Here is a 20,105-nt window from a genome sequence, read left to right on the forward strand (position 1 = left end):
CGCGGCGCCTGCGTGCCGACCATCACGGTCGACGCCGACGCGTAGCCGCCGACGAGCCCCGCGAGCAGCCGCAGCGCGACGAGTTCGACCACGTTGTGCGCGACGCCGATCAGCGACATCACGATCGCCATGCCGATCGCCGCGCGCACGAGCATCGGCTTGCGACCGAAGCGGTCCGCGAGGCGGCCCCACAGCGGCGCGGTGACGGCCGTGCCGAGAAACGTCGCGCCGAACGCGATGCCCGACCACTGGATCACCGCCGACTGCGTATCGACGCCGAGTTGTCGCACGTACAGCGGCAGGAACGGCAGCAGCATGCTCAGGCTGACGAGCGTCGTGAACGAGCCGAACACGCACACGGCGAGATTGCGCCGCCAGTAGCGCGTGTTGCGTTCGGCGTAGCTGGCCACGGGCCGTTCGGCCAGGGCCGCCGTGGGTGCAGGCGAGATCGTGCTCATTGCGCTCTCCCCGTCGCGGTCAGCGGTGCGGGAAGCCCCTGCGTGACCAAGATTGCCGATGACGGCACGCATGCGGAACGGGCCATGCCGACGCCGGGCCCCATGTGGTGCGTCAGTTCGAACGCACGGGCGCGAGGCTGGACGGAAAGCGCTTGATGCATGTTGACCTCCATTCGCTGAACGGGCGCCACGCGCGTCCGTTGATTGAAGGAAGTCTAGATTGAGCCGATTGTCGAGAGAATCCCCGTCATGCGAAAGCCATTCTTCCGCATTTCGGTTCAATCGTCGTCGGTAATGGCCGCCAGCTGCGCGAAGTGCTCGCGCAGGCGCGGTGCCGCGAAATCGACGAAGGCACGTACTTTCGGTACTGAAAGGCGTCCGTAAGGCGTGACGAGATGGATCGGCAGCGGCGCGTGTTCGCTGTCGCGCAGCACGATCCGTAGCGCGCCGTTCCGTACCGGTTCTGCGACGTGATAGGAAAAGAGCCGCGTGACGCCGTGGCCTGCGACAGCCGATGCGACTGCGCCGCGGATCGTGTTGATGATGAAGCGCGGCGAGAACTGGACGACCTGCGGCAGTGCCGATGGCGTGGACGGCGGGAAGCTCCACGAATCGAGGCCGAAGTGCGTCATCGAGATGATCCGGTGCTGCGCGAGATCGGCCGGCGTCTCGATGGCCGGATGCTTCGCCAGGTAAGCGGGCGACGCCACGACGACCCGCCGCACCGCGCCCACCGGAATCGCGACCAGCGTCGAATCGGTCAGGTGCGCAATGCGCAGCGCGACGTCCATCCCTTCGTCGATCAGGCTGACGGGGCGGTCGAGCAACTGCAGTCGAATCGACACGGCCGGATGGCGCTCGATGAATTCGTCGAGGAGCGCGCGCAGCACGTCTTCACCCGCGGCGACCGGTGCGGTGACCGTCAACAGGCCGCGCGGCGCCGAACGTTCGTCGGCGACCAGCATGTCGGCTTCCTCGAGATCGGACAGGATGCGCCGGCACGCGGCCGCATAGCGTTCGCCGGCTTCGCTCAACCGGATCGTTCGCGTCGTGCGATACAGCAGCGCGGTGCCCGTGTGTTCTTCGAGAAACGCGATCGCGCGGCTGACGGCCGCCGGCGATCGGCCGAGCTTCCTGCCCGCGCCCGCGAGGCTGCCCTCGTCCAGCGTGGCGACGAACACCTTCATCGCATCGATTCGATCCATGGCGTGTCAGCGGGCGCGAGCGGTCGTGTAGTGGGCGGTGGGCAAGCGAGCGTGCAGTCTACCGCACGCGGGCGCGGCGTCTGGCCGGGGACGTTGCGCTGCCGGCTTTGGTCCTACAATGCGCGAACGAAGAAACCGCACGAACGGCCGTCGCGCCATGATGTTCATCGAACGTCGTGTCCGACATTCAAGCGGCGCCGCCGAACCACGAACAGAACAGCACGGCATTCATGAAAAGAAGAACGTTTCTCGCGCTGCCTGCGATGGCGGCGTCCGGCATGCTGGCTGGCTGCAGCGATACTTTCCGTGTGACCCCGAGCGCGATGCGCGTCACCGGCTATCGCGACACGTTGTCTGCATTTCTGGTGACTGCGGACGGGAACAGGCTCGTCGTGCTCGGCACGCAGTGCCACTACGTTTTCGATCTGCCGCGTAACTTTTCCGTGGCGCTCGCGGCACCCGGCCGCGCCAGCCCGAACATCCATTTCGTGGCTTTCGAGACTGACCGAGGCCTGACCACCGCGGACTACTGGTTGCGGCTTTCTCGTGACGACGCACCGCGTGGCTCCGCGCTTCGCGAACGCGCGCTCGCAACCGGTTTCCGGGCCCAGGGCGACGCGCTGGAGGCGGCCGGCACGATCATCGGCATGAACTTTCAACCGAACGACGTCATGCTGTCGTCGATTCCGCAGGTGCCGGGTCATCCGTACGACGTCGAGATCAGGGAGCGTTCGGTAGTGTTCGGCCAGAGCGTGCTACCGCGCTCGCCGGTCAGGATGACGGCCGATGGCAGGGTGAGCCTGGCCGGCGCCCCGCTGACGCCGATTGCGGTCACGGCATTCGACGTCGTGGCGAAGTCGAATCGGCGGGCGCCGTGACGTTTCCTGCACGCAACGCGTGGCGACGAACACGTTCATTGCATTGCATCGATTCGATCCGTCGCCTGATCGGAACGGACGTGAGCGGTCGCAAGACTGGCGGTCTGCAAGCGCGCGAGCAGTCTGTCGCACACGGGCGCGGTGCTTTGCCCGGGGGATACTGCGCGAGCCGTTTTGGCCCTACAATGCGCAAGCGAAGAAACCGCATGATCGGCCGTCAGGGTGCCGCGTTCATCGAACGCAGCGTCCGACATTCAAGCGGTTCCGCTGAATAACGAACAACATCCAACCAGCACACATGAAAAGAAGAACATTTCTCGCGCTGCCCGCCGTGGCAGCGTCCGGCATGCTTGCCGGCTGCTCCAATTTCGGTCCCGTCACCAAGGCGTGGATGAAGGATTCGGAATACGACGAAACCTTGTCGACGTTCCTGATTACCGCAGACGGCAAGCAGCTCGTCGTGCTCGGCAAGAAGTATCACTACATCTTCGAGATGCCGCCGAGCCTTGCGACGGTGCTCAATGCCCCCTATCGCCCCAAGATTCACACGGCGTTCAACGATTTCGAGGCGCACGGCGACGCGATCACCGGTCAATACACGATGCGGCTGGATTACTCGGATGCACCGGCCGGCTCCGACGTGCGCGAACGTGCGCTCGCGGACGGTTTCAAGAAGGACGGTGGCTACCTGGAGTCGGAAGGCAAGATCAGCGGCAAGCGCTATCTGCCGAACGACGTCACGCCTTCGTCGGTCCCGCAGGCGTTCAATCGTCCGTACGAGGTCACGGTGACGGACAAGCTGACGGCGGTCGGACGCGGCGCCAAGCTGGCGTTGTCGCCGATCGCGATGGCGGCCGATGGCGCGTTGGGCCTGCTCGGCCTCGCCCTGTTCCCGATCGCGCTCACCACATTCATCATCGTGGCGAGTTAAGGCGGAACCGGCGATGAAATCTCCCGCCCGAAACCTGTTCAGGATCGGCTGCGCGGCCGCCTGTCTCGCCTTCACGCAACACGCCTTCGCCGAAAGCGACTGGGACGCCGCACGCCATGTCCGTACCGACTGGGTGTTCGCGTCGATGAAGGAAAGCGACGTGCGGCCCACGCTCGATCGCGCGCTGAAGGACCAGGCGCGCTGGGCCGACCAGCCCGGCAATGCGCCCGATGCAGGCGCGTTCCACTGCACGAAGCTCGCGTTGCCGCCGCCGTCGGCCGAAGCGCAGGCCGCGTTCGACGCGGCGCCGTCGCCGCGCGGTCGCGACGCCGACAAGGCGTATGCGAAGGCCGCGTCGCTCGGTTCGTGGCGTGCGGCCGCGCGCCTGGCGAGCAGTTCGCTCGACGATGAGGATTGGGAAGGCGCGCAGCCGGCGATCGCTTGGCTGCTCGTTCATCACGTGCCGGCCGGCTACAACAAGCTCGCGGATGTCCTGCAGGCGATGTCGGGCTACGACGGCGAAACGCCCGGCGAGGGCATGAGCGGCATGATCGCGTCGCTGCGGTGGCGCGCGGCGCGCGAAGGCGATCCGGTCGCGCAGATGGAGATGGCCGATCTGTTCGAAAAGCTCGGCAAGACCGATCTCGTTACCGAACTGCGCGCTTGCGCGACGCAGCAGAATCCATCGCTGAAATGAAGCGAGCCGGTACGCCGCGGTGAGTTGCGGCGTACCGGCTCGTGTCGTGACGCTGTCGCATCAGACTTCGTACCGCACCGCGTGCGCTTCGGTCGGCAGCGGCAGATCCCAGCGCAGCAGCATCGCCTCGAGCGCGCGATTCGTCAGCGACGTGTCGCGCCGCGCATTGCGACGCAACAGTTCGGCACGCGGCTGTTCGAGGTAGACGAGCGTCACGTCGGCGTTGTACGCAAACAGCAGATCGAGCGTCTTCTTGCGCATCAGCGGCGACAGGTTCGTCGCATTCCACACGAACGGCTTCTGCGCGCGCAACAGCGCCTTCGCGGCGTCGACCGCATGGTGCGCGACGGCGCCCTCGTTCTGCCCATGACGCAGCCCCAATGCATCGCGCGCATCGTCGAACGACACGACCGGCAGATCCGGATGATGCCGCGCGACCCACGTGTTCTTGCCCGACGCGGGCAAGCCCGACATCACGACGACCTGCGAGCCCGGTGTACGGAACAGCGGATAGTCGGGATGCACGTCCGCGCCACGGAAGTAGCTGAGCGCGGTGTGCGCATCGGCGAATGCACGCGGCTGGCCGTAACAGCCCTCTTCCCTTGCCAGTTCACGCAACAGTTCGATGTTGTCGAGCACGCGCTGCGTGTCGTCGCAGATGCGCCCGCGAATGTCGGCTTCGGCGAGCAGGCACAGCAACGGCAGGCTGACCTGCCACGACAGCTCGCGCGCGATGAACTCGGGCGCGCCGCGGCGTGACCCGCTCATCGCGAAGAACGGCACCTGGTGGACCGCGATCATCCGGCAGATCGCCTCACGCACCGCGAACGGCACGCCGGCATCCCACAGGGCGATCCGTGCATCGATTGCGCCCTTGCGCGAGTGGCCGGGATGGCCGATCGCGCCGGTAACGGGATCGACGACGGTCGTGCTGTACTTCGCGATGTCGTGCAGCAGCGCGGCCAGGAACACGATCTCCTGGTCGGCGCGCGACGCGGCCTGGTATTCGGGCAGTGCCAGCAGCGCATCGATCACCATCATCGTATGCGTCCACACGTCGCCTTCGCCGTGGTGCGCGGGCTCTTGCTGCGTCGCTTTCGCGTGTTCGAGCGCGGGAAACGCCGCGAGACACGCGCGATAGTCCGGCAGCCGGCCGGGTGCAGGCACGAGCGCCTGCAATTGTTCGTACTTCATGATCAAGACTCCTCTCGAAACGGCGCTCGGCCGTTCCGCATTCATTCATTCGGGTGCGCAGCGCGGCGCGATGTCCACGTGACCGTCGGGCGCGGCGCATACAGGTCGACACCCGGCGCGAGCAGGTTCGGGATGAACGGCTGCTCCGAGTGATGGCGCGCCGATTCGAGAATGGCCTGCACGAAATCGTGGCGCACCCACTTCAGGCGCGCGGTCGTCGTGTCGTCCGTCTCGACCTTCACATAGAGCCCTTCGGAGCGCTCCGACTTGTCGCACTGCTGCCATGCACGCGCAAGATCGAGCCCCTGCCGCCGCACGGTTTCCTCGAACGCGCGACGCCAGTCCGGCGTCTTCGCGAGCGACGGACCGAGCATGGCCTTCAGGTCCGCGAGCCGTGCCGGCGCGACGCCTTCGTACAGCACGGGCACCGACAGCACCGGCCCGTCGGCGAGCAGCGCGCGGCGCGCGGGTGTCGACAGGAAACGGCCCGTTGCACGGTCGAACACGTCGAACTCGAAGAAGTGATGCGGCAGCGCGTCGTAGAACACCGCGTGCTTCTTGCTCATCGTCTCGCCGTACATCACGTAGCGATCGCCGAGGCGGTCGAGCAGCCAGCCCGCGTGGGCAGCGGCCCAGGTCTTCACGAACCCGAACTGCCGCTCGCGGCCGCCGCCGGCCAGATAGTGGCCGCGCGATTGAAGCAGCAGTTCGCCCGCCGGGCTGAAACTGATGCCCGTGTTCGCGCCGTCGAGCTTTTCCTCGACGACGAGATGGGCGCCCGCGAGGGTGCGATAGGGAACGTGGTCGTGACCTTCGTCGCCGTCCTGCAGGCGCGAGCCTTCAAGGTGCGGCGTGCGCGGGTAGCGAGCGAGGTCGAGCGATTGCGCGTAGGCGCGAAAATCCAGCGTCATGGTCTTTCTCCGGAAACATCAGAAAAAGCCGACGACGTGAACGAACGATGGGGGTGCGTTACGGTGTCAGTGCGTGTCCGGGCGCGGCCCTGCGATCACTGTTCCGGCGCCGCGAGGCAGACGGAAACGGGCAGGACGACACGCGGCCGGGACGGCAGTCGTCGGCGTATCAGGCGAAGGGACGAACGTTTGCGGGCACTTGGATCACCGATTCGATGAGGGTTCAGGGATGAAGCAGGCGGATGCTACGAAACGGTTTTTGCGCTGTCAAGCGTGGTCGGGTACGGCCGTTGCGGTTGTCGGCGTGGGTCGAATGCCTGTTGCGGCGTGCCGTGCGCGCCATCGACCCGGGAATGATCTGGATTCCTATGTGTGTGTTTTTCGCCACATCGAGCGATGATTCGATGGGCAACGCCGCGCTACCCGCTTGCTGCGCCCGTCGCGTGCATGCTAGAGTCGCCGCCATTCCGATCAACCCCTCACTCGCAAGGAGAAAAAATCATGACGTCACGCCAACACTCCTCCCGTCGCGGGTCGTAGTTCGGGTTTTTCGCGTCCGTTCGTTTCATCGTTCACGCCAAGCAGCACCACGCATCGCCATTTCGGCGATGAGCCGGATCGTTCCGATCCGGTCGTGCCGCCCTCTTCCCGACTTCCGATGTCGGGCAGCGCATGGTTGCGCTGCCTGCGCCAAGGCCCGCCGTTCACTTCTTTCATCGAACGGAATCCTCCATGGGCAATTCCATGCAATACCTGGGCGAGCGCATCACGTTGTGCGCTTGCGCCACCACCTGGATCGAAGGTGAGGCCATCCGGCAGCTCGAACATGCTGCCACCCTCCCTGGCATGCGGCGCGTCGCCGGCATGCCCGATCTTCACCCTGGACGCGGCTACCCGGTTGGCGCCGCGTTCTTCTCGACGGGCCAGCTGTATCCGGCACTGATCGGCGGCGATATCGGCTGCGGGATGGCGTTGTGGCAAACCGCGCTCGATGCGCGGCGCGTCAGCGCGTCGAAGCTCGCAGGCCGGCTCGGCTCGATCGACGCCACGCCCGATGCAAGCTGGCAGCCGCTCATTGCGGCCGCCGGGTTCGCGGATCACGCGTACGCGGCATCGCTCGGCACGATCGGCAGCGGCAATCATTTCGCGGAAGCGCAGCGGATCGACGCGGTGTACGACACCGATGCCGTCCAGGCGCTCGACCTCGATCCCGATCGCCTGCTGTTGCTCGTGCATAGCGGGTCGCGCGGCTTCGGCCAGTCGATCCTCGAACAACACATGCGCGCGCACGGCTACAACGGCCTCGACGACACGGATGCCGCGTGCACGGCGTACCTCGCGCGTCACGATGCGGCGTTGCGCTACGCGATCGCGAATCGCGACCTGATCGCGCGGCGCATGCTGGCCCGCTGGCGCACCGATGGCCGATGCGTGCTCGACGTGAACCACAACCTGGTGAGCCGGGCGACTGTCGACGGCGAGCCGGGCTGGCTGCATCGCAAAGGCGCGACGCCGGCCGACGCGGGGCCGGTCGTCATTCCCGGGTCGCGCGGCGACTACAGCTACCTTGTCGCGCCGGTGCGGCCCGACGATGCGGACAGCCTGGCGTCGCTGGCGCACGGTGCGGGCCGCAAGTGGGCGCGTGGCGATTGCAAGGGGCGCCTCGAACGGCGCTTCACGCCGTCGCAGCTCACGCGCACGCCGCTAGGCAGTCACGTGATCTGCGAAGACCGCGAACTGCTGTACGAGGAAGCGCCGCAGGCCTACAAGCCGATCGACAGTGTCGTCGACGCGCTCGAAGCGGCCGGCCTGCTGCGCAAGCTGGCTCGGCTCGCGCCGGTGCTGACCTACAAGACGTCCGGGGAGGCCGGCCGATGCTGATGCAGATTTCTTCGGCGCACGGCCCGCTCGAGTGCCAGCTGGCCGCGGCCAATGCGCTGCGGCGCCTGCAGGCGGAAGCCGACGCGCAGCGTGTCGTCGTCACGGTGCTCGATGCGCAGCCGGGCGAACGGCCCGGCACGCTGCGTTCGGCGCTGCTCGATCTCGACGGCGCCGGCGCGCAGGCGCTGGCGGACCGCTGGACCGGCACGCTGCAATGGATTTGCGCGAGCCCGTACCGGTTGCGCCATCCGCGCAAGAACTGGTTCATCGGCGTCGCGCGCTGTGCCGACGCGCAGCCGCTGCCGGAAGGCGACGTGCGGTTCGAAGCGATGCGCGCACGCGGGCCGGGCGGCCAGCACGTGAACAAGACGAGCTCCGCGATTCGTGCGATTCATGTCGCGACCGGCCTGTCGGTGCGCGTGGAAAGCGAACGCAGCCAGCACGCGAACAAGCGCCTGGCGCTGCAGTTGCTGCAGGTTCGACTGCAGCAGGAGGCCGACCGTCACGCGTCCGATGCGCGCCGGCAGCGGCGGATGCAGCACTTTGCGCTGGAGCGCGGCAACCCCGTGCGCGTGTTTCACGGGGCGGCGTTCGTGCCGGCCGACTGAGCACGCACGCCTGGCCGCCGGCGGTTGTTGCGCCGGCGGTCACGCAAGCGGCGTCATGGTTTTCCCGGCCTGCCGGTTGCGCCAGCGCGCAACCGGTTCCGGTGCATGACCGCGCGCCAGGCAGGCTGCACGGGCCTGCCGCGCGCCTGCCGGCTGCCGCGTGTTCCGGACCCTTTCTGCGCAGGAAAGGACGCTTGAAACATCCGCAATTATCACGTGCCGCGGATTTGCCCACCATGTGTCGGACGATCGGTACAGCCCGCCTATCCGGCCCTTTCACGGCCCCGCGGTGCCTGCCGCCACGTCGTGCGACCGGGCGCATCGCGCCGGTCGCGAACGGCCGGGCCTTGCGCCACGGCGTATCGATAATCAGGAGACACGATGAACAGCCATTCCCTCGATCTCGGCGGCAACGCGGGCGGACCCGCGTCCGCACGACCGCCGGCCGCTGCCGCCGGCGTCGGCGCCGATGCGTCGGCCCTCCCCGCCCGTCGCGTCACGCTCGGCGATTTCATGGACGACTTGCCCGTCGGCGCGTTGCACCGGTTCGTCGTCTGGGTGATCGGCATCGGGTTGTTCTTCGACATGTACGAGATCTTCCTCGTCAGCACGATCGGTTCCGCGTTGCAGAACGAGTACGGGCTGAGCCGCCAGAGCACCGACTTCAAGCTGCTGCTGGCCTCGGCGTTCATCGGCATGTTCGTCGGTGCGATGTGCCTCGGCAGCCTCGCCGACCGCATCGGCCGGCGCAAGGCGTTCCTGCTGACGCTCACGTGGTACAGCGCGTTCTCGCTGGTCGGCGCGTTTTCGGTGAATGCCGACATGCTCGTTGCGTGCCGGTTCCTGACCGGCATCGGCGTCGGCGCGATCTATCCGGTTGCCGACAGCTTCCTGTCCGAGATCCTGCCGAAGGAAAAGCGCGGCAGGCTCGCCGCCTGGGCCTATACGACTTCCTATGTCGCGGTGCCGCTCGTCGGGTTCCTCGCGCTGTGGCTGAACCCGTTGCATGTGGGCGGCGTGGCCGGCTGGCGCATCATCCTCGCGATCGGCAGCCTCGGCGCCGTGTATGTGATGCTCGTCCAGCACCGGTTGCCGGAGAGCCCGCGCTGGCTGCTCGCGCAGGGGCGCACCGCCGATGCGCATGCTGCCTTGCGACGATTCGCGGAAGGCACCGGCGTGAGCGTGCCCGAGCAGTTCGCGGAACCGGTCGAGCCGCAACGGCCGCTCGGGCTCGGCGAGCGTATCGCACTGCTGCGGCGCGAACCGTACGGCGCGCGCTACCTGATGCTCGCGATCTTTCACCTGTTTCAGGGTTTCGGTTATTACGGGTTCGGTACGCTGGCCGGCACGGTCGTCAAGAGCCGCGGCTTCGACGTGACGGACAGCACGCTGTTCATCGCGCTGTCGTTCATCGGCTATCCGGTCGGCTCGCTGCTGTCGATTCCGCTGCTCAACTGGATCGAGCGCCGCACGCTCGTGATCGTGTCGATCCTGTCGATCGCCGTGTTCGGGCTGTGCTTCGCGTATTCGGGCAATACCGTGCTGATCGTCGGCTTCGGGTTCCTGACGACCTGCGCGTCGAACGTGTTCAGCAACGCGTATCACGTGTATCAGGCGGAGATTTTCCCGGCGCGTGTTCGTTCGACGGCGATCGGCAGTACCTATGCGCTGTCGCGCATCGTCAGCGGCGTGCTGCCGTTCATGTTGTTGCCGGTGCTTGGCAGCTATGGCGCGGGTGCGATGTTCGGGGTGATCTCGGTCGCGCTGGGTATCGTCGCGGTCACGCTGCGTGTGCTCGGGCCGCTGACTACGCGGCGTAGTCAGGACGAGATCAATCCGGTTTGAGCGGTTGCCGATGAGGGGGCGCGGGGGCGCGTTCCTTCATCATTATTGAGCGGTCACTGCCACGCAACTAGGCCGCGGTCGCGACCACAACGGGCTGGCAGTAACCGGTAGTGTCAGGCGAGAGCACGCGGACATGCTCGAAGCGGGCGTTTCGCATGTGAGCCGCCAGTTCATCACGCGTGATGCCGCGGTAGCGACCGATGAAATGCTTCGATTGCCAGTGACCGTCGCTGGTAGCCTGCGTGATGTAGAGATGAACGGTGTAACGCCGATCATTGTGCCAATCCCATACCTGATGCCTTCTCCCAGTCATCGAAAATCAGATGATAGGAACTGGCCATATCGTCGTAAAAGAGATCGGGAGGAGAGTTCATGGCGAGCTAGCGCGAAAGGGACTCGATCGGGATGGGCGTCGACATCACAAGGCGGTAGATGTCGCTGACGCAATTGGCAACGTGATCAACCGCCTCCTTGAAGCCGTTCGGACATCCGGGAAGCGGAGGATCGACGCAACATCAGATCTCGACAGTGATCGACCGCATGACGACCCCAGTGCCGCCCGCCATCAATCGCGAGATCTTGCCGCCGTCGACATCGAGGATGACCTTGATGACGCTCGGCGAAGGATGCTGCATCAAGTGCCCTTGTTCAATGGCCATTTCCGTGACGCCTGCCCCCATCCGGTCGTATAGCAGGCACGCCAGCGGCCCGGCTGCGGTTCCGGTCGCCGACTCTTCGGCAATGCCGAAACGCGGCGCGAACATGCGGGCGCCTGCATGGCGCCCGGGTATTTTCGTCGTCGTCGAGAATACGTAATAGCCGATCAGATCAAGCTCGTCGCTGATCGATTCAATCGCGTGCTGGTCCGGACGAATTGCAGTCACGGACTGCTCGTCGGGCAACGCGATCATCAGAAAGCTGTTGCCGGTGTTGACGACAGTCGGGCTTTCGACGCCATGGATTTGGGCAGTCGATACGCCCAGCGATTGCGCGATTCTTGCGGATAGCGGGGAGTCTGCGTCGATTGAACGATAGGTTGGGGAGCGCTGCTCCATCAGAACGGTATCGCCATCGATCACGATGTCTCTGCATCCGTCGATCGTCTCTTTCGACGACTTGCCGTCGCCTACCCTGCCGAGTTCTCTCAAGAGCGAAAATGTGGCGATCGTGGCGTGGCCGCAATGAGCGATCTGCCGCGTCGGCGTGAAAAATTCCAGCTTGACCGTCGCGATATCCGATTTCGACACGAATGCGGTTTCCGACAATGCGGCCTGCTGGGCGACATGCAGCTTCTGGCCTGCCGTCAGCGCATCGGCATCAATCACCACGCCTGCAGGATTGCCCCCGACTCTTCCGTCCGTCAAAGCATTGACGATTTGAACCTCAACTCGCACTAGTCCTCCCAATGGACGAAACTCAAACGAAGGGCGACGAACACATACGTTCGTGTCGATGATCGTCGATCTTACGGTCGGCGCCGACGGGCTGCAACCGGCCGATGCGGTGCAATCGGCGAGACCTGCCAACCGGTACTTTCCTGCCTGGTTGTTGCTCGTGGTGGCTGTTCCTTGCAGCTGGATATCGTCCCCACACCACGTCGCCCGCATCCGCTTGCCGTTGACCAGACATTGGGATCAATACGGCTCACCGGTTTTGTGTTCGAAAACCCATTGGCCAGTTGAATTCATCACCGCGACCAGGTCGTCGCTTGCATAGCTTACTGCGTCCCCCGCGACTCTACTGCCGACCTCGATGATCGTGGCATCACGCGTCGAATTGTTTTGTATGTGGTGCGGCGCGCCGTTCGCGCGAAAGCCGGCGCACATTCCCGGCTGCATCTGATACTGATCGTCGCCGACGTAGAGCGTGACTTCGCCGCTGAGGACGTACACCCACTCGTCCTGTTTCGAGTGTTGATGATGTAAAGCGGACACCGCGCCCGGACTCAAGGTCGTCAGGTTCACACCAAACTGACTCAAGCTGAACGGATCGCCAAGCGGTTTCTTCTCTCGCCCCGCCATGCGAGATGCGAACGGCTCCGGGTAGTTTGAAGGTTTTGTGCGCGGCGCGGCATCGGCGGCAACCATGCAGGCTTCGAGTGGGTTCATTCGCAATCCCCGTTCAGTCGACATTGACAGACGGAATCTTGTGAATTCACGAGCGGGACGTCAATCTTGATTGGAATAATCAACCTGTCTGCGATTGACCGTGTCCCGCAATCACTTTGATGATCTTTGAATTCTCGATGCATCGTGTCGGAGACAGGGACTCGGAGGCAGCCCCGCCTCACCGCGCCGACATGAAATCGAACAGTTTCGCGATATCGGTCGTCAGCACGGTACCCGCCTTCACCCCCACCCACAGCGTGCGGGTTGCCCACGCGTCCTCGAGCTTCACGACCCCGAGCCGCGCCGCGCGCTCGCCGGTTACCGCATCGCGCGGCAGGATGCCGATGCCGAGCCCCGCCTCGATCATCCGGCTCACGCCGTCGAAATTCGATACCTGGATCCGCAGTTTCAGCGAGCGCTCGACCGCGAACGCGGCGTCGGTCATGCGCGCGAGCAGCGAACTGCCGTCGCTGAGCCCCACGTAGTCCTCGTCGAGCGTATCCGCGAAGCGGATGCTGTCGCGCGCGGCGAACCGGTGCGTGCGCGGCACGAGCAGCACGAGCTCGTCGCGCCGGTACTGCCGCCGTTCGATGCCGGGGGCCGGCACGTTGTCGGCGAACACGCCGAGATCGGCCTTGCCCGACGTGAGCGCGTCGACGATCTCGTGGCTCAACCGCTCCTCGAGGCTCACCTTGATGCCCGGATTGTCGGTGAGGAACGCGGCGAGATCGGCGGGCAGGAACTGGACGATCGCGGACGTGTTGGTCCACACGTGGATGTGGCCGCGCACGCCGGCGACGTAGTCGCTCATTTCGTGCGCCATCCGGTTGACCTGTTCGATCACCTTCGCCGCATGGTCGAGCAGCGCGCGGCCCGCGGGCGTCAGCTCGACACCGCGCGCATGCCGGACGAACAATGCACTGCCCGTCACGCTTTCGAGCTCGGCGATGCGCTTGCTGACCGCGGACAGCGTGAGCTGGCCATGTTCGGCCGCCTTCGTCAGGCTGCCGTGCTCGGCGACGAGCGCGAACACGCGCAGCGACTGCAGATCGAAATGAAGCGGGTTCACCATGTCGTGGGTCCTGGGAAAACCATGCCGGCGCATGCCGTCAGCGCGGCGGCCTGACGACGATCATACGCCCGGCCGATTCCGCGCGAAACGGCATGCCTAGCGTGGCGCGATCGACTGCAATGCGGTGAGCATCGCACCGTCCGGTTTCGCGAGATCGTCGAGCACATCGAAATGCTGCATGCCGGGGAGCCCGACGTGGACGATGCGTTCGCCGGCCGCATCGCACGCCGTCGCGTAGTCATGCGCTTGCCGGACGAGTTCGGGCAACTCGGCAGCGCCGACCGCAACGACCGTCGGCGCGCCGGGCCCGACATGGCCCAGCGGACTGTACGCTTCGACTTCGTGCGCGGTGAGCTGCAGCTTGTCGTTCAGGCAGCACAACGAGATCGGTTCGAGATCGACGAGCGGGCTGATCGCGAGCGCCGAGACGACGGCCGGATGCGCGCGGTGCACGGCCGTCAGGTGGCCGCCGGCCGAATGGCCGCTCAGGTGGATCGGCCGCTTCGCAGTGCCGAGGCCGTCGGGGTCGTTCGCCAGGTAGTCGAGCAGCGCGCCAATCTCGCCGACGATGTCGGTCATCGTCGCGACCGGCGCCAGCGTGTATTCGGCGAGTATCACGTCGAAACCGCGCGCGAGCGGCCCGCTCGCCGCGTACGCGAAATCCTCTTTCGCGCAGTGCTGCCAGTAGCCGCCGTGAATGAACACGAACAGCGGCGCATCGGGCTGACCGCACGTCAGCCAGTCGAAACGCTGCGCGGGTTGCGCGCCGTAACGCAGGTCGCGCCGGCCGGACGCACCTTCATGGAGCGTCGCACTGCGTGCCTGCATCGACGCCAGCAACGCCGGGAAATCGGGTACCACCTTCGTGTTCAGATAGGCGGCGTCGAGCGCCGCGCGGTCCATGCCGCGATAGAGGATCGTCATCGGGAATTGCCTGGGTCGGGTTGCGGAAGCGCGGACGCAACAAGCGTCGCGTCCGGTGCGAAGGCGGCTTCTCAGTCGCCGATGCATGCATTATCCGCAGCGCGGGTCGGGCCTGCTATCCGGAATCGGCGAGTGCGGAAACCGGCTGTCCGTTTTCGGCGGAAGATCGGTGCGGCATGCGGCCGCGCCGTGATCCGGTCCGCACACGCGCGTGCCAAGGCGCGATACGGCCGGCGGTGCGCCGGTGCTCAGATCAACTCGGAGATCTCGATCAGGTTCAGGTCGGGATCGCGCACGTAGACCGACCGGATCTTCTGCGTCGCGCCCGTGCGTTCGACGGGCCCTTCGACGATCGGCCATGCGACGCGCTTCAGGTGCGCAATCACGTCGTCGAGCGGCACCGACGCGATGAAGCACAGGTCGAGCGCGCCGGGCGCCGGCACATGCGCTTTCGGTTCGAACTCCGCGCCGCGCACGTGCAGGTTGATCTTCTGGTTGCCGAAGCGGAACGCGATCCGGCCGGCGCCGAAGGTTTCGAGCTGCATCTGCAGCACCTCGGTGTAGAAATGCTTCGTCTTGTCGGGATCGACGCAGGTCAGCACGAGATGGTCGAGGTGGTCAATCAGCGCCATGAGGTTTGCTCCTGTTCGTTGGTCATGAGAACGCGCGCTGCGCGGGCATGTCGCCGGCGTCCGCACGCGGCGGCGGATGAAGGTCCGAGCGGCGCCCGGCCTTCAGGATCTGGCTCGGCACGTCATGCCCGATCAGCGCGGGCAGCCGGGCCGACGCGGCCAGCACGGCCGCAAGATCGATGCCCGTATCGTAGCCGTCAAGTTCGAGCATGTGCACGAGTTCTTCGGTGCACGCGTTGCCGGTCGCGCCCGGCGCATACGGACAGCCGCCGAGCCCGCCGAGTGACGCGTCGAAGCGGTCGATTCCGGCGTCGAGCGCCGCGAGCGTGTTCGCGAGCGCCATCCCGCGCGTGTTGTGGAAGTGCAGCGTGAGCTGCAGCGCGCCGAAGCGCTCGCGTGCGCGTGCCGACAGGTCGCGCACCTGCGACGGAAACGCCATGCCCGTGGTATCGCACAGCGTGAAGCCATGCACGCCGAGATCCGCGAAGCGCTGCATCCACGCGAGCACGCCCTCGGCCGGCACGTCGCCTTCCATCGGGCAGCCCATCGCGGTCGACAGCGACACGTTGATCGCGACACCCGTGCCGCGTACCGCGTCGATCACGTCGCGCAACTGCGCGAACGACTGCTCGCGCGTCATCCGCAGGTTCGCGCGGTTGTGGCTTTCGCTCACCGACATCACGAGGTTCACTTCGTCGACGCCGCACGACAGCGCACGCTCGGCACCGCGCACGTTCGGCACGAGCACCGTATAGACGACGCCCGGTGCGCGCACGATGCCGTGCATCACGGCCTCCGCGTCGCGCAATGCGGGGATCGCCTTCGGCGACGTGAACGACGTGACCTCGATCTTCGCGTAGCCGCACGCGCTCAGCGCGTCGACGAGCGCGATCTTGTCGTCGGTGTCGACGAATGCCGCTTCGTTCTGGAAACCGTCGCGCGTCGCGACTTCGTGGAGGTAGAGCCGTTTGCGTTGTCCGTTCATTTGTCTTCTCCTGTTTCCGCTGCTTAGATCACACCGCGCGTGCGCCAGTCGCCGCGCGTCGCCGCATCGATGCCGAGCGATTCGAGTACCGCATCGGTATCCGCGCCGAGCGCGGGCGCCGCGTGTTCGATGCGCCCGGGCGTCGCACCGAGCTTCGGCACGATGCCGGGCACGAGTACGGGCGTGCCGTCGGGCAACGCAGCATCGACGAGCATGTCGCGTGCGCGGTAATGTGGATCGGCCGCGATGTCGGCCACGTCGTAGATGCGTCCCGACGGGATGCGCGCTTCGTTCAGCGCGGCCAGCACGGCGTCGAGATCGTGTTGCACGCTCCACTCGCCGATCGCCGCGTCGATGCGTTCGACCTGCGCGACGCGCCCGTCGTTGTGCGCGAGCGCCGGATCGTTGCCGAGGTCGGGCCGGCCGATCAGCTCCATCAGGCGCCGGAAGATGCTGTCGCCGTTGCCGGCGATCAGCGCGTACTTGCCGTCTCGGCAGCGGTACGCGTTGGTCGGTGCAATGCCGGGCAGGCTGCTGCCGGCCGCCTCGCGCACGGCGCCGAACGCCGAGTATTCGGGCAGCAGGCTTTCCATCATGTTGAACACCGACTCGTACAGTGCGACGTCGACGACCTGCCCCTTGCCGCCCTGCTGCTCGCGATGCCGCAGCGCGAGCAGCACGCCGATCACGCCGTGCAGCGCCGACAGCGAATCGCCGAGCGAGATGCCGACGCGCACCGGCGTGCGGCCGGGCTCGCCGGTCAGGTGTCGCAGGCCGCCCATCGCCTCGGCGATCACGCCGAAGCCGGGACGGTCGCGATACGGGCCCGTCTGGCCGAAACCCGACACGCGCAGCATCACGAGCCCCGGATTGATCGCGGACAGCGCGTCCCAGCCGAGCCCCCAGCCTTCGAGCGTGCCGGGCCGGAAGTTCTCGATCAGCACGTCGGTTTCCGCCACGAGGCGGCGCACGACGTCCTGCCCTTCGGGCGTGCGCAGGTCGAGCGTGAGCGAGGTCTTGTTGCGTGACTGCGCGGCCCACCAGACCGACGTGCCGTCGTGCAGCAGCCGCCATTTGCGCAGCGGGTCGCCGAGGCCGGGCGGCTCGACCTTGAGCACGTCGGCGCCGAATTCGGCGAGCATCCGGCCCGCGAACGGGCCGGCGATCAGTTGGCCGAGTTCCAGTACGCGGATGCCGTCCAGGGGGCGTGTCATGGCTGTCTCCGATGAAATCGTGTTGTCGATGACGGCGATCATGACGGCGTTCGCGCCCGGCGAAAATCGATCGATGCTCAACCAGCCTTTCCGAAACGGAAAGGCGCGCGCCGCGCCCCTTCACACAGGCGTTGCGTCAGCCTTTCCATCCGGGAAAGCGCGCTCGCGCAACGGTCAAACGACGGCGCGCGCGCCGCCGGCAGAATCGAACCCGTTCCGCGCCCGCCGGGCGCCTGTCAGCGAGACCCGCCATGTTTTCTGTTTCCTCTCCCGCGAAGATCGTGTTTCTCGATCGCGCAACGCAGTCGCCGCACACCGTGCTGAAGCCGTTCCCGTTTCCTCATGTGTTGCAGACCTTCGACCGGACGGCCGCGCACGAGATTGCCGCGCGCATCGGCGACGCGGACATCGTCGTGACCAACAAGGTGTGGCTCGACGGGGCGGCCCTTGCCGATGCGCGGCGCGTGCGGATGATCGCGATCGCCGCGACGGGCACCGACATCGTCGATCTCGACGCGTGCGCGGCGCGCGGCATCGTCGTGAGCAACATTCGCGGGTATGCGGCCCGCTCGGTGCCCGAGCACACGTTCGCGCTGATCTTCGCGCTGCGCCGCAGCCTCGTCGCCTACCGCGATGCGGTGCGTGCGGGGCGCTGGCTCGACAGCGGGCAGTTCTGCTTTTTCGATTATCCGATTCGCGACCTGGCCGGCGCGACGCTCGGGATCGTCGGCGACGGCGTGCTCGGGCGCGCGGTGGCCGGCATCGCGCGTGCGCTCGGCATGCATGTGCGGTTCGCGGCGCACCGCGATGCGTCAGGTGACGACTACGTGCCGCTCGACACGCTGCTGCGCGACAGCGACGTGATTACGCTGCATTGCCCGCTTACGCCTGCGACGCGGCACCTGATCGATGCGGCCGCGTTCGCGCGGATGGCGCGCCGGCCATTGCTGATCAATACCGCGCGCGGCGGGCTCGTGGACGAAAGCGCGCTCGTCGACGCGTTGCAGTCGGGGCAGATCGCGGGCGCGGGGTTCGACGTGGTCACGCAGGAGCCGCTGCCGGCCGCGCATCCGGTCCACGCGATCCTGTCGCATCCGGCATTCATCCTGACGCCGCACGTTGCGTGGGCGAGTGACGAAGCGATGCAGGCGCTCGCCGATCAGCTCGTGGACAATGTCGCCGCGTTCGTGGATGGCACGCCGCGGCATGTGGTGTGACATGCGCGGCGCTGGGCGCTGCGGCGTTGATTTGAACCGCGCAAACAGAACGGCCCCGCTCGATGACTCGAAGCGGGGCCGGCTGAATTCGGGGGCTGCTTACGCCAGCGACTCGGCACGTAACGGGTTCGTGCATCCGCCCTGGCTTGCGGCCGGTTTCCGAATTCCTGATGGGTGGTTCTACTTCAAGGAATCCGTACCGCCAGCGCTGCAGGGCCAGTCTGAAACTGAATGGGACGAATGCTGAAAACGTCCGTTTCGATAGCCGCGCGCCGCTATCGACGCGAATTTCAGTATGCCGACATCTCGACGCAAGGATCGACCTTGGACGGCGAGCAGATGACCGAGTACTTGGCGCTCTCGCGCATCAGCGCTTCGCCTTCGTGCAGCGCGATCTTGATCTCGGGGTGACGCTCGTACGCGAGGAATGCCGAGCACACGACTGCGGACATCACGACGAGGGAAAACACAAATTTTTCAAGGGTTTGGAAACGTTCAGGCATGGTTCGACCTATCTCTTAGGCCGTGATTATATCTCGAAATAAGGGTTTTCCCTATAACCCGGCCCGCATACCGAGGATGCGTTCGGTCTTTCGCGGGCCAGGTGCTCGCGCCCCTTTTTCGGTGAATCGGTGTCGGAACGCCTGTCATGCGCGTCGCATGGCGCCCTCCGGCGATGATCGTGCCGGCATGGGCGAGCGTATCGATGGCTTGATGAAACGGGACGAGTGCGGCCCGCAGGGACGAGGTCGTTTGCCCGCGGAATCAGGGAGAGTCGCGCCGCCGGCGCATCACTGCGGCGCCGACGCCCCACTCGCCGCGTTGCCGGGCCACGCCTTGCCGATCTCGTCGACCAGCGATTTCGCGGTGCCGGTCACGATCGCGGCGTCGACGCCAGACGTCTGCCACGAGCCGTCGGCGGCCTCCACGAAGGTCAGGTTCGCGCGCGACGGCTTGTAGTCGGCATTGCGCCACGTGACCACGACGTCGCACGAGTACGTGCGATCGCCGAGCTTCTTGCAGTCGCCGTCGGGTTTCGCCGACACGACATCGGCCGAGACGGGCAGCGGCTGGCCGAACAGCGCATTCAGGCCGCCATGGTTTTCCGCTTCGAGCGCGCGGCGCACGGCGGCGTCGACGTCGCTCGAACCGGGGCCGTCGTGGAGCAGGTTGCAGGCGGCCAGCAGCGTCGATGCACCGGCGAGTGTCAGCAGCGTGTGGAACTTCATGGATATCCGTAATCGGGTGAACGCCGCGTAGTCTGCAACGTCCGCGTGTCGTGCGCGGTATCCATTTGTAACCAATTGCACGGATGCGCAAGCGGCATCGCGTGCCCGTGCGTCGC

At 66.1% G+C, this 20,105-nt stretch carries 21 protein-coding genes; 7 read left to right on the forward strand and 14 right to left on the reverse strand.

The features are described 5' to 3' along the window. Together G3N93_RS10435 and G3N93_RS10440 are read right to left on the reverse strand one after the other, a co-directional pair. The coding region (locus G3N93_RS10435; protein WP_206132973.1) for an MFS transporter at window positions 1-458 on the reverse strand (458 nt) is incomplete at its 3' end. A gap of 278 nt (window positions 459-736) precedes the next feature. Next, a complete protein-coding gene (locus tag G3N93_RS10440; RefSeq protein ID WP_206132974.1) occupies window positions 737-1,663 on the reverse strand; it encodes a LysR family transcriptional regulator in 927 nt (308 codons plus the stop codon). Between the two features lie 176 nt (window positions 1,664-1,839). Here G3N93_RS10440 and G3N93_RS10445 point away from each other — a divergent pair, with 176 nt between their 5' ends. The 3 genes from G3N93_RS10445 to G3N93_RS10455 all read left to right on the forward strand — a co-directional run bounded on the left by G3N93_RS10445 (window position 1,840) and on the right by G3N93_RS10455 (window position 4,169). Continuing rightward, window positions 1,840-2,541: a 5-formyltetrahydrofolate cyclo-ligase gene (locus G3N93_RS10445; RefSeq protein WP_307873403.1), complete on the forward strand. Its 702-nt coding sequence runs from the start codon at window positions 1,840-1,842 to the stop codon at window positions 2,539-2,541. 298 nt (window positions 2,542-2,839) lie between these two features. After that, window positions 2,840-3,472, forward strand: a complete 633-nt coding sequence (locus G3N93_RS10450; RefSeq protein ID WP_174946037.1) for a 5-formyltetrahydrofolate cyclo-ligase — start codon at window positions 2,840-2,842, stop codon at window positions 3,470-3,472. Between the two features lie 13 nt (window positions 3,473-3,485). Beyond that, window positions 3,486-4,169: a hypothetical protein gene (locus tag G3N93_RS10455; RefSeq protein WP_174934061.1), complete on the forward strand. Its 684-nt coding sequence runs from the start codon at window positions 3,486-3,488 to the stop codon at window positions 4,167-4,169. Between the two features lie 60 nt (window positions 4,170-4,229). On the opposite strand, the gene G3N93_RS10460 is transcribed toward G3N93_RS10455, so the two are convergent. The 3 genes from G3N93_RS10460 to G3N93_RS10470 all read right to left on the reverse strand — a co-directional run bounded on the left by G3N93_RS10460 (window position 4,230) and on the right by G3N93_RS10470 (window position 7,102). Beyond that, entirely contained in the window at window positions 4,230-5,363 is a 1,134-nt protein-coding gene (locus tag G3N93_RS10460) for an AAA family ATPase (protein WP_206132975.1), read from the reverse strand. A gap of 41 nt (window positions 5,364-5,404) precedes the next feature. Next, window positions 5,405-6,274: an RNA ligase family protein gene (locus G3N93_RS10465; RefSeq protein WP_206132976.1), complete on the reverse strand. Its 870-nt coding sequence runs from the start codon at window positions 6,272-6,274 to the stop codon at window positions 5,405-5,407. A 507-nt stretch (window positions 6,275-6,781) separates the two neighbouring features. Continuing rightward, window positions 6,782-7,102 (reverse strand): hypothetical protein, encoded by a 321-nt coding sequence (locus G3N93_RS10470; protein ID WP_206132988.1) that lies wholly within the window; start codon window positions 7,100-7,102, stop codon window positions 6,782-6,784. Between G3N93_RS10470 and G3N93_RS10475 the strand changes: the two genes are divergently transcribed. The 3 genes from G3N93_RS10475 (at window position 7,007) to G3N93_RS10485 (ending at window position 10,608) form a co-directional block, all read left to right on the forward strand. Continuing rightward, window positions 7,007-8,155: an RNA ligase RtcB family protein gene (locus G3N93_RS10475; protein ID WP_174934067.1), complete on the forward strand. Its 1,149-nt coding sequence runs from the start codon at window positions 7,007-7,009 to the stop codon at window positions 8,153-8,155. The two genes, G3N93_RS10470 and G3N93_RS10475, sit on opposite strands and share 96 nt — an antisense overlap. Next, complete coding sequence (prfH, locus tag G3N93_RS10480) at window positions 8,155-8,763, forward strand: peptide chain release factor H (protein WP_307873404.1); 609 nt, start codon at window positions 8,155-8,157, stop codon at window positions 8,761-8,763. Before G3N93_RS10475 ends, prfH begins: the two co-directional genes overlap by 1 nt. A gap of 381 nt (window positions 8,764-9,144) precedes the next feature. Further along, on the forward strand, window positions 9,145-10,608 hold the full coding sequence (locus tag G3N93_RS10485; RefSeq protein WP_174934071.1) for an MFS transporter: 1,464 nt from the start codon (window positions 9,145-9,147) through the stop codon (window positions 10,606-10,608). Between the two features lie 515 nt (window positions 10,609-11,123). On the opposite strand, the gene G3N93_RS10490 is transcribed toward G3N93_RS10485, so the two are convergent. The 7 genes from G3N93_RS10490 to G3N93_RS10520 all read right to left on the reverse strand — a co-directional run bounded on the left by G3N93_RS10490 (window position 11,124) and on the right by G3N93_RS10520 (window position 17,543). Continuing rightward, window positions 11,124-12,215, reverse strand: coding sequence for a PhzF family phenazine biosynthesis protein (locus G3N93_RS10490; protein WP_241026496.1), 1,092 nt, complete (start codon window positions 12,213-12,215; stop codon window positions 11,124-11,126). A 27-nt stretch (window positions 12,216-12,242) separates the two neighbouring features. Then, complete coding sequence (locus G3N93_RS10495; protein ID WP_174946024.1) at window positions 12,243-12,716, reverse strand: cupin domain-containing protein; 474 nt, start codon at window positions 12,714-12,716, stop codon at window positions 12,243-12,245. 178 nt (window positions 12,717-12,894) lie between these two features. Continuing rightward, window positions 12,895-13,788 carry a LysR family transcriptional regulator gene (locus G3N93_RS10500; RefSeq protein ID WP_174934074.1) on the reverse strand — a complete coding sequence of 298 codons (894 nt, stop codon included), beginning with the start codon at window positions 13,786-13,788 and terminating at the stop codon, window positions 12,895-12,897. Window positions 13,789-13,884: 96 nt separating this feature from the next. Then, complete coding sequence (locus G3N93_RS10505) at window positions 13,885-14,712, reverse strand: alpha/beta hydrolase (protein ID WP_206132978.1); 828 nt, start codon at window positions 14,710-14,712, stop codon at window positions 13,885-13,887. A gap of 248 nt (window positions 14,713-14,960) precedes the next feature. Further along, window positions 14,961-15,344, reverse strand: coding sequence for a VOC family protein (locus tag G3N93_RS10510; protein WP_174934078.1), 384 nt, complete (start codon window positions 15,342-15,344; stop codon window positions 14,961-14,963). Window positions 15,345-15,366: 22 nt separating this feature from the next. Next, complete coding sequence (locus G3N93_RS10515) at window positions 15,367-16,329, reverse strand: hydroxymethylglutaryl-CoA lyase (RefSeq protein WP_206132979.1); 963 nt, start codon at window positions 16,327-16,329, stop codon at window positions 15,367-15,369. Window positions 16,330-16,352: 23 nt separating this feature from the next. After that, the gene (locus G3N93_RS10520; RefSeq protein ID WP_174934082.1) at window positions 16,353-17,543 is read right to left on the reverse strand and encodes a CaiB/BaiF CoA-transferase family protein; all 1,191 of its coding nucleotides are present in this window, start codon (window positions 17,541-17,543) and stop codon (window positions 16,353-16,355) included. A 251-nt stretch (window positions 17,544-17,794) separates the two neighbouring features. Here G3N93_RS10520 and G3N93_RS10525 point away from each other — a divergent pair, with 251 nt between their 5' ends. After that, window positions 17,795-18,760, forward strand: coding sequence for a D-2-hydroxyacid dehydrogenase (locus G3N93_RS10525; protein WP_206132980.1), 966 nt, complete (start codon window positions 17,795-17,797; stop codon window positions 18,758-18,760). A 290-nt stretch (window positions 18,761-19,050) separates the two neighbouring features. On the opposite strand, the gene G3N93_RS10530 is transcribed toward G3N93_RS10525, so the two are convergent. After that, complete coding sequence (locus G3N93_RS10530) at window positions 19,051-19,263, reverse strand: hypothetical protein (RefSeq protein ID WP_006497261.1); 213 nt, start codon at window positions 19,261-19,263, stop codon at window positions 19,051-19,053. A 288-nt stretch (window positions 19,264-19,551) separates the two neighbouring features. Then, entirely contained in the window at window positions 19,552-19,989 is a 438-nt protein-coding gene (locus G3N93_RS10535) for a hypothetical protein (protein ID WP_174946016.1), read from the reverse strand. Window positions 19,990-20,105: the final 116 nt, after the last annotated feature.

This window comes from Burkholderia sp. Se-20378, assembly GCF_017104665.1.
Lineage (GTDB): Bacteria > Pseudomonadota > Gammaproteobacteria > Burkholderiales > Burkholderiaceae > Burkholderia > Burkholderia lata.

Bases quoted from the DNA above. Each gene is read 5' to 3' on its own strand.
- G3N93_RS10475 (WP_174934067.1), top strand. From the start codon at position 7,007: ATGGGCAATTCCATGCAATACCTGGGCGAGCGCATCACGTTGTGCGCT.
- G3N93_RS10465 (WP_206132976.1), bottom strand. From the start codon at position 6,274: ATGACGCTGGATTTTCGCGCCTACGCGCAATCGCTCGACCTCGCTCGC.
- G3N93_RS10520 (WP_174934082.1), bottom strand. From the start codon at position 17,543: ATGACACGCCCCCTGGACGGCATCCGCGTACTGGAACTCGGCCAACTG.
- G3N93_RS10500 (WP_174934074.1), bottom strand. From the start codon at position 13,788: ATGGTGAACCCGCTTCATTTCGATCTGCAGTCGCTGCGCGTGTTCGCG.
- G3N93_RS10470 (WP_206132988.1), bottom strand. From the start codon at position 7,102: ATGTTCGAGCTGCCGGATGGCCTCACCTTCGATCCAGGTGGTGGCGCA.
- G3N93_RS10515 (WP_206132979.1), bottom strand. From the start codon at position 16,329: ATGAACGGACAACGCAAACGGCTCTACCTCCACGAAGTCGCGACGCGC.
- G3N93_RS10535 (WP_174946016.1), bottom strand. From the start codon at position 19,989: ATGAAGTTCCACACGCTGCTGACACTCGCCGGTGCATCGACGCTGCTG.
- G3N93_RS10505 (WP_206132978.1), bottom strand. From the start codon at position 14,712: ATGACGATCCTCTATCGCGGCATGGACCGCGCGGCGCTCGACGCCGCC.
- G3N93_RS10485 (WP_174934071.1), top strand. From the start codon at position 9,145: ATGAACAGCCATTCCCTCGATCTCGGCGGCAACGCGGGCGGACCCGCG.
- G3N93_RS10510 (WP_174934078.1), bottom strand. From the start codon at position 15,344: ATGGCGCTGATTGACCACCTCGACCATCTCGTGCTGACCTGCGTCGAT.
- G3N93_RS10455 (WP_174934061.1), top strand. From the start codon at position 3,486: ATGAAATCTCCCGCCCGAAACCTGTTCAGGATCGGCTGCGCGGCCGCC.
- G3N93_RS10495 (WP_174946024.1), bottom strand. From the start codon at position 12,716: ATGAACCCACTCGAAGCCTGCATGGTTGCCGCCGATGCCGCGCCGCGC.
- G3N93_RS10525 (WP_206132980.1), top strand. From the start codon at position 17,795: ATGTTTTCTGTTTCCTCTCCCGCGAAGATCGTGTTTCTCGATCGCGCA.
- G3N93_RS10490 (WP_241026496.1), bottom strand. From the start codon at position 12,215: ATGCGGGCGACGTGGTGTGGGGACGATATCCAGCTGCAAGGAACAGCC.
- G3N93_RS10530 (WP_006497261.1), bottom strand. From the start codon at position 19,263: ATGCCTGAACGTTTCCAAACCCTTGAAAAATTTGTGTTTTCCCTCGTC.
- prfH (WP_307873404.1), top strand. From the start codon at position 8,155: ATGCAGATTTCTTCGGCGCACGGCCCGCTCGAGTGCCAGCTGGCCGCG.
- G3N93_RS10440 (WP_206132974.1), bottom strand. From the start codon at position 1,663: ATGGATCGAATCGATGCGATGAAGGTGTTCGTCGCCACGCTGGACGAG.
- G3N93_RS10460 (WP_206132975.1), bottom strand. From the start codon at position 5,363: ATGAAGTACGAACAATTGCAGGCGCTCGTGCCTGCACCCGGCCGGCTG.
- G3N93_RS10450 (WP_174946037.1), top strand. From the start codon at position 2,840: ATGAAAAGAAGAACATTTCTCGCGCTGCCCGCCGTGGCAGCGTCCGGC.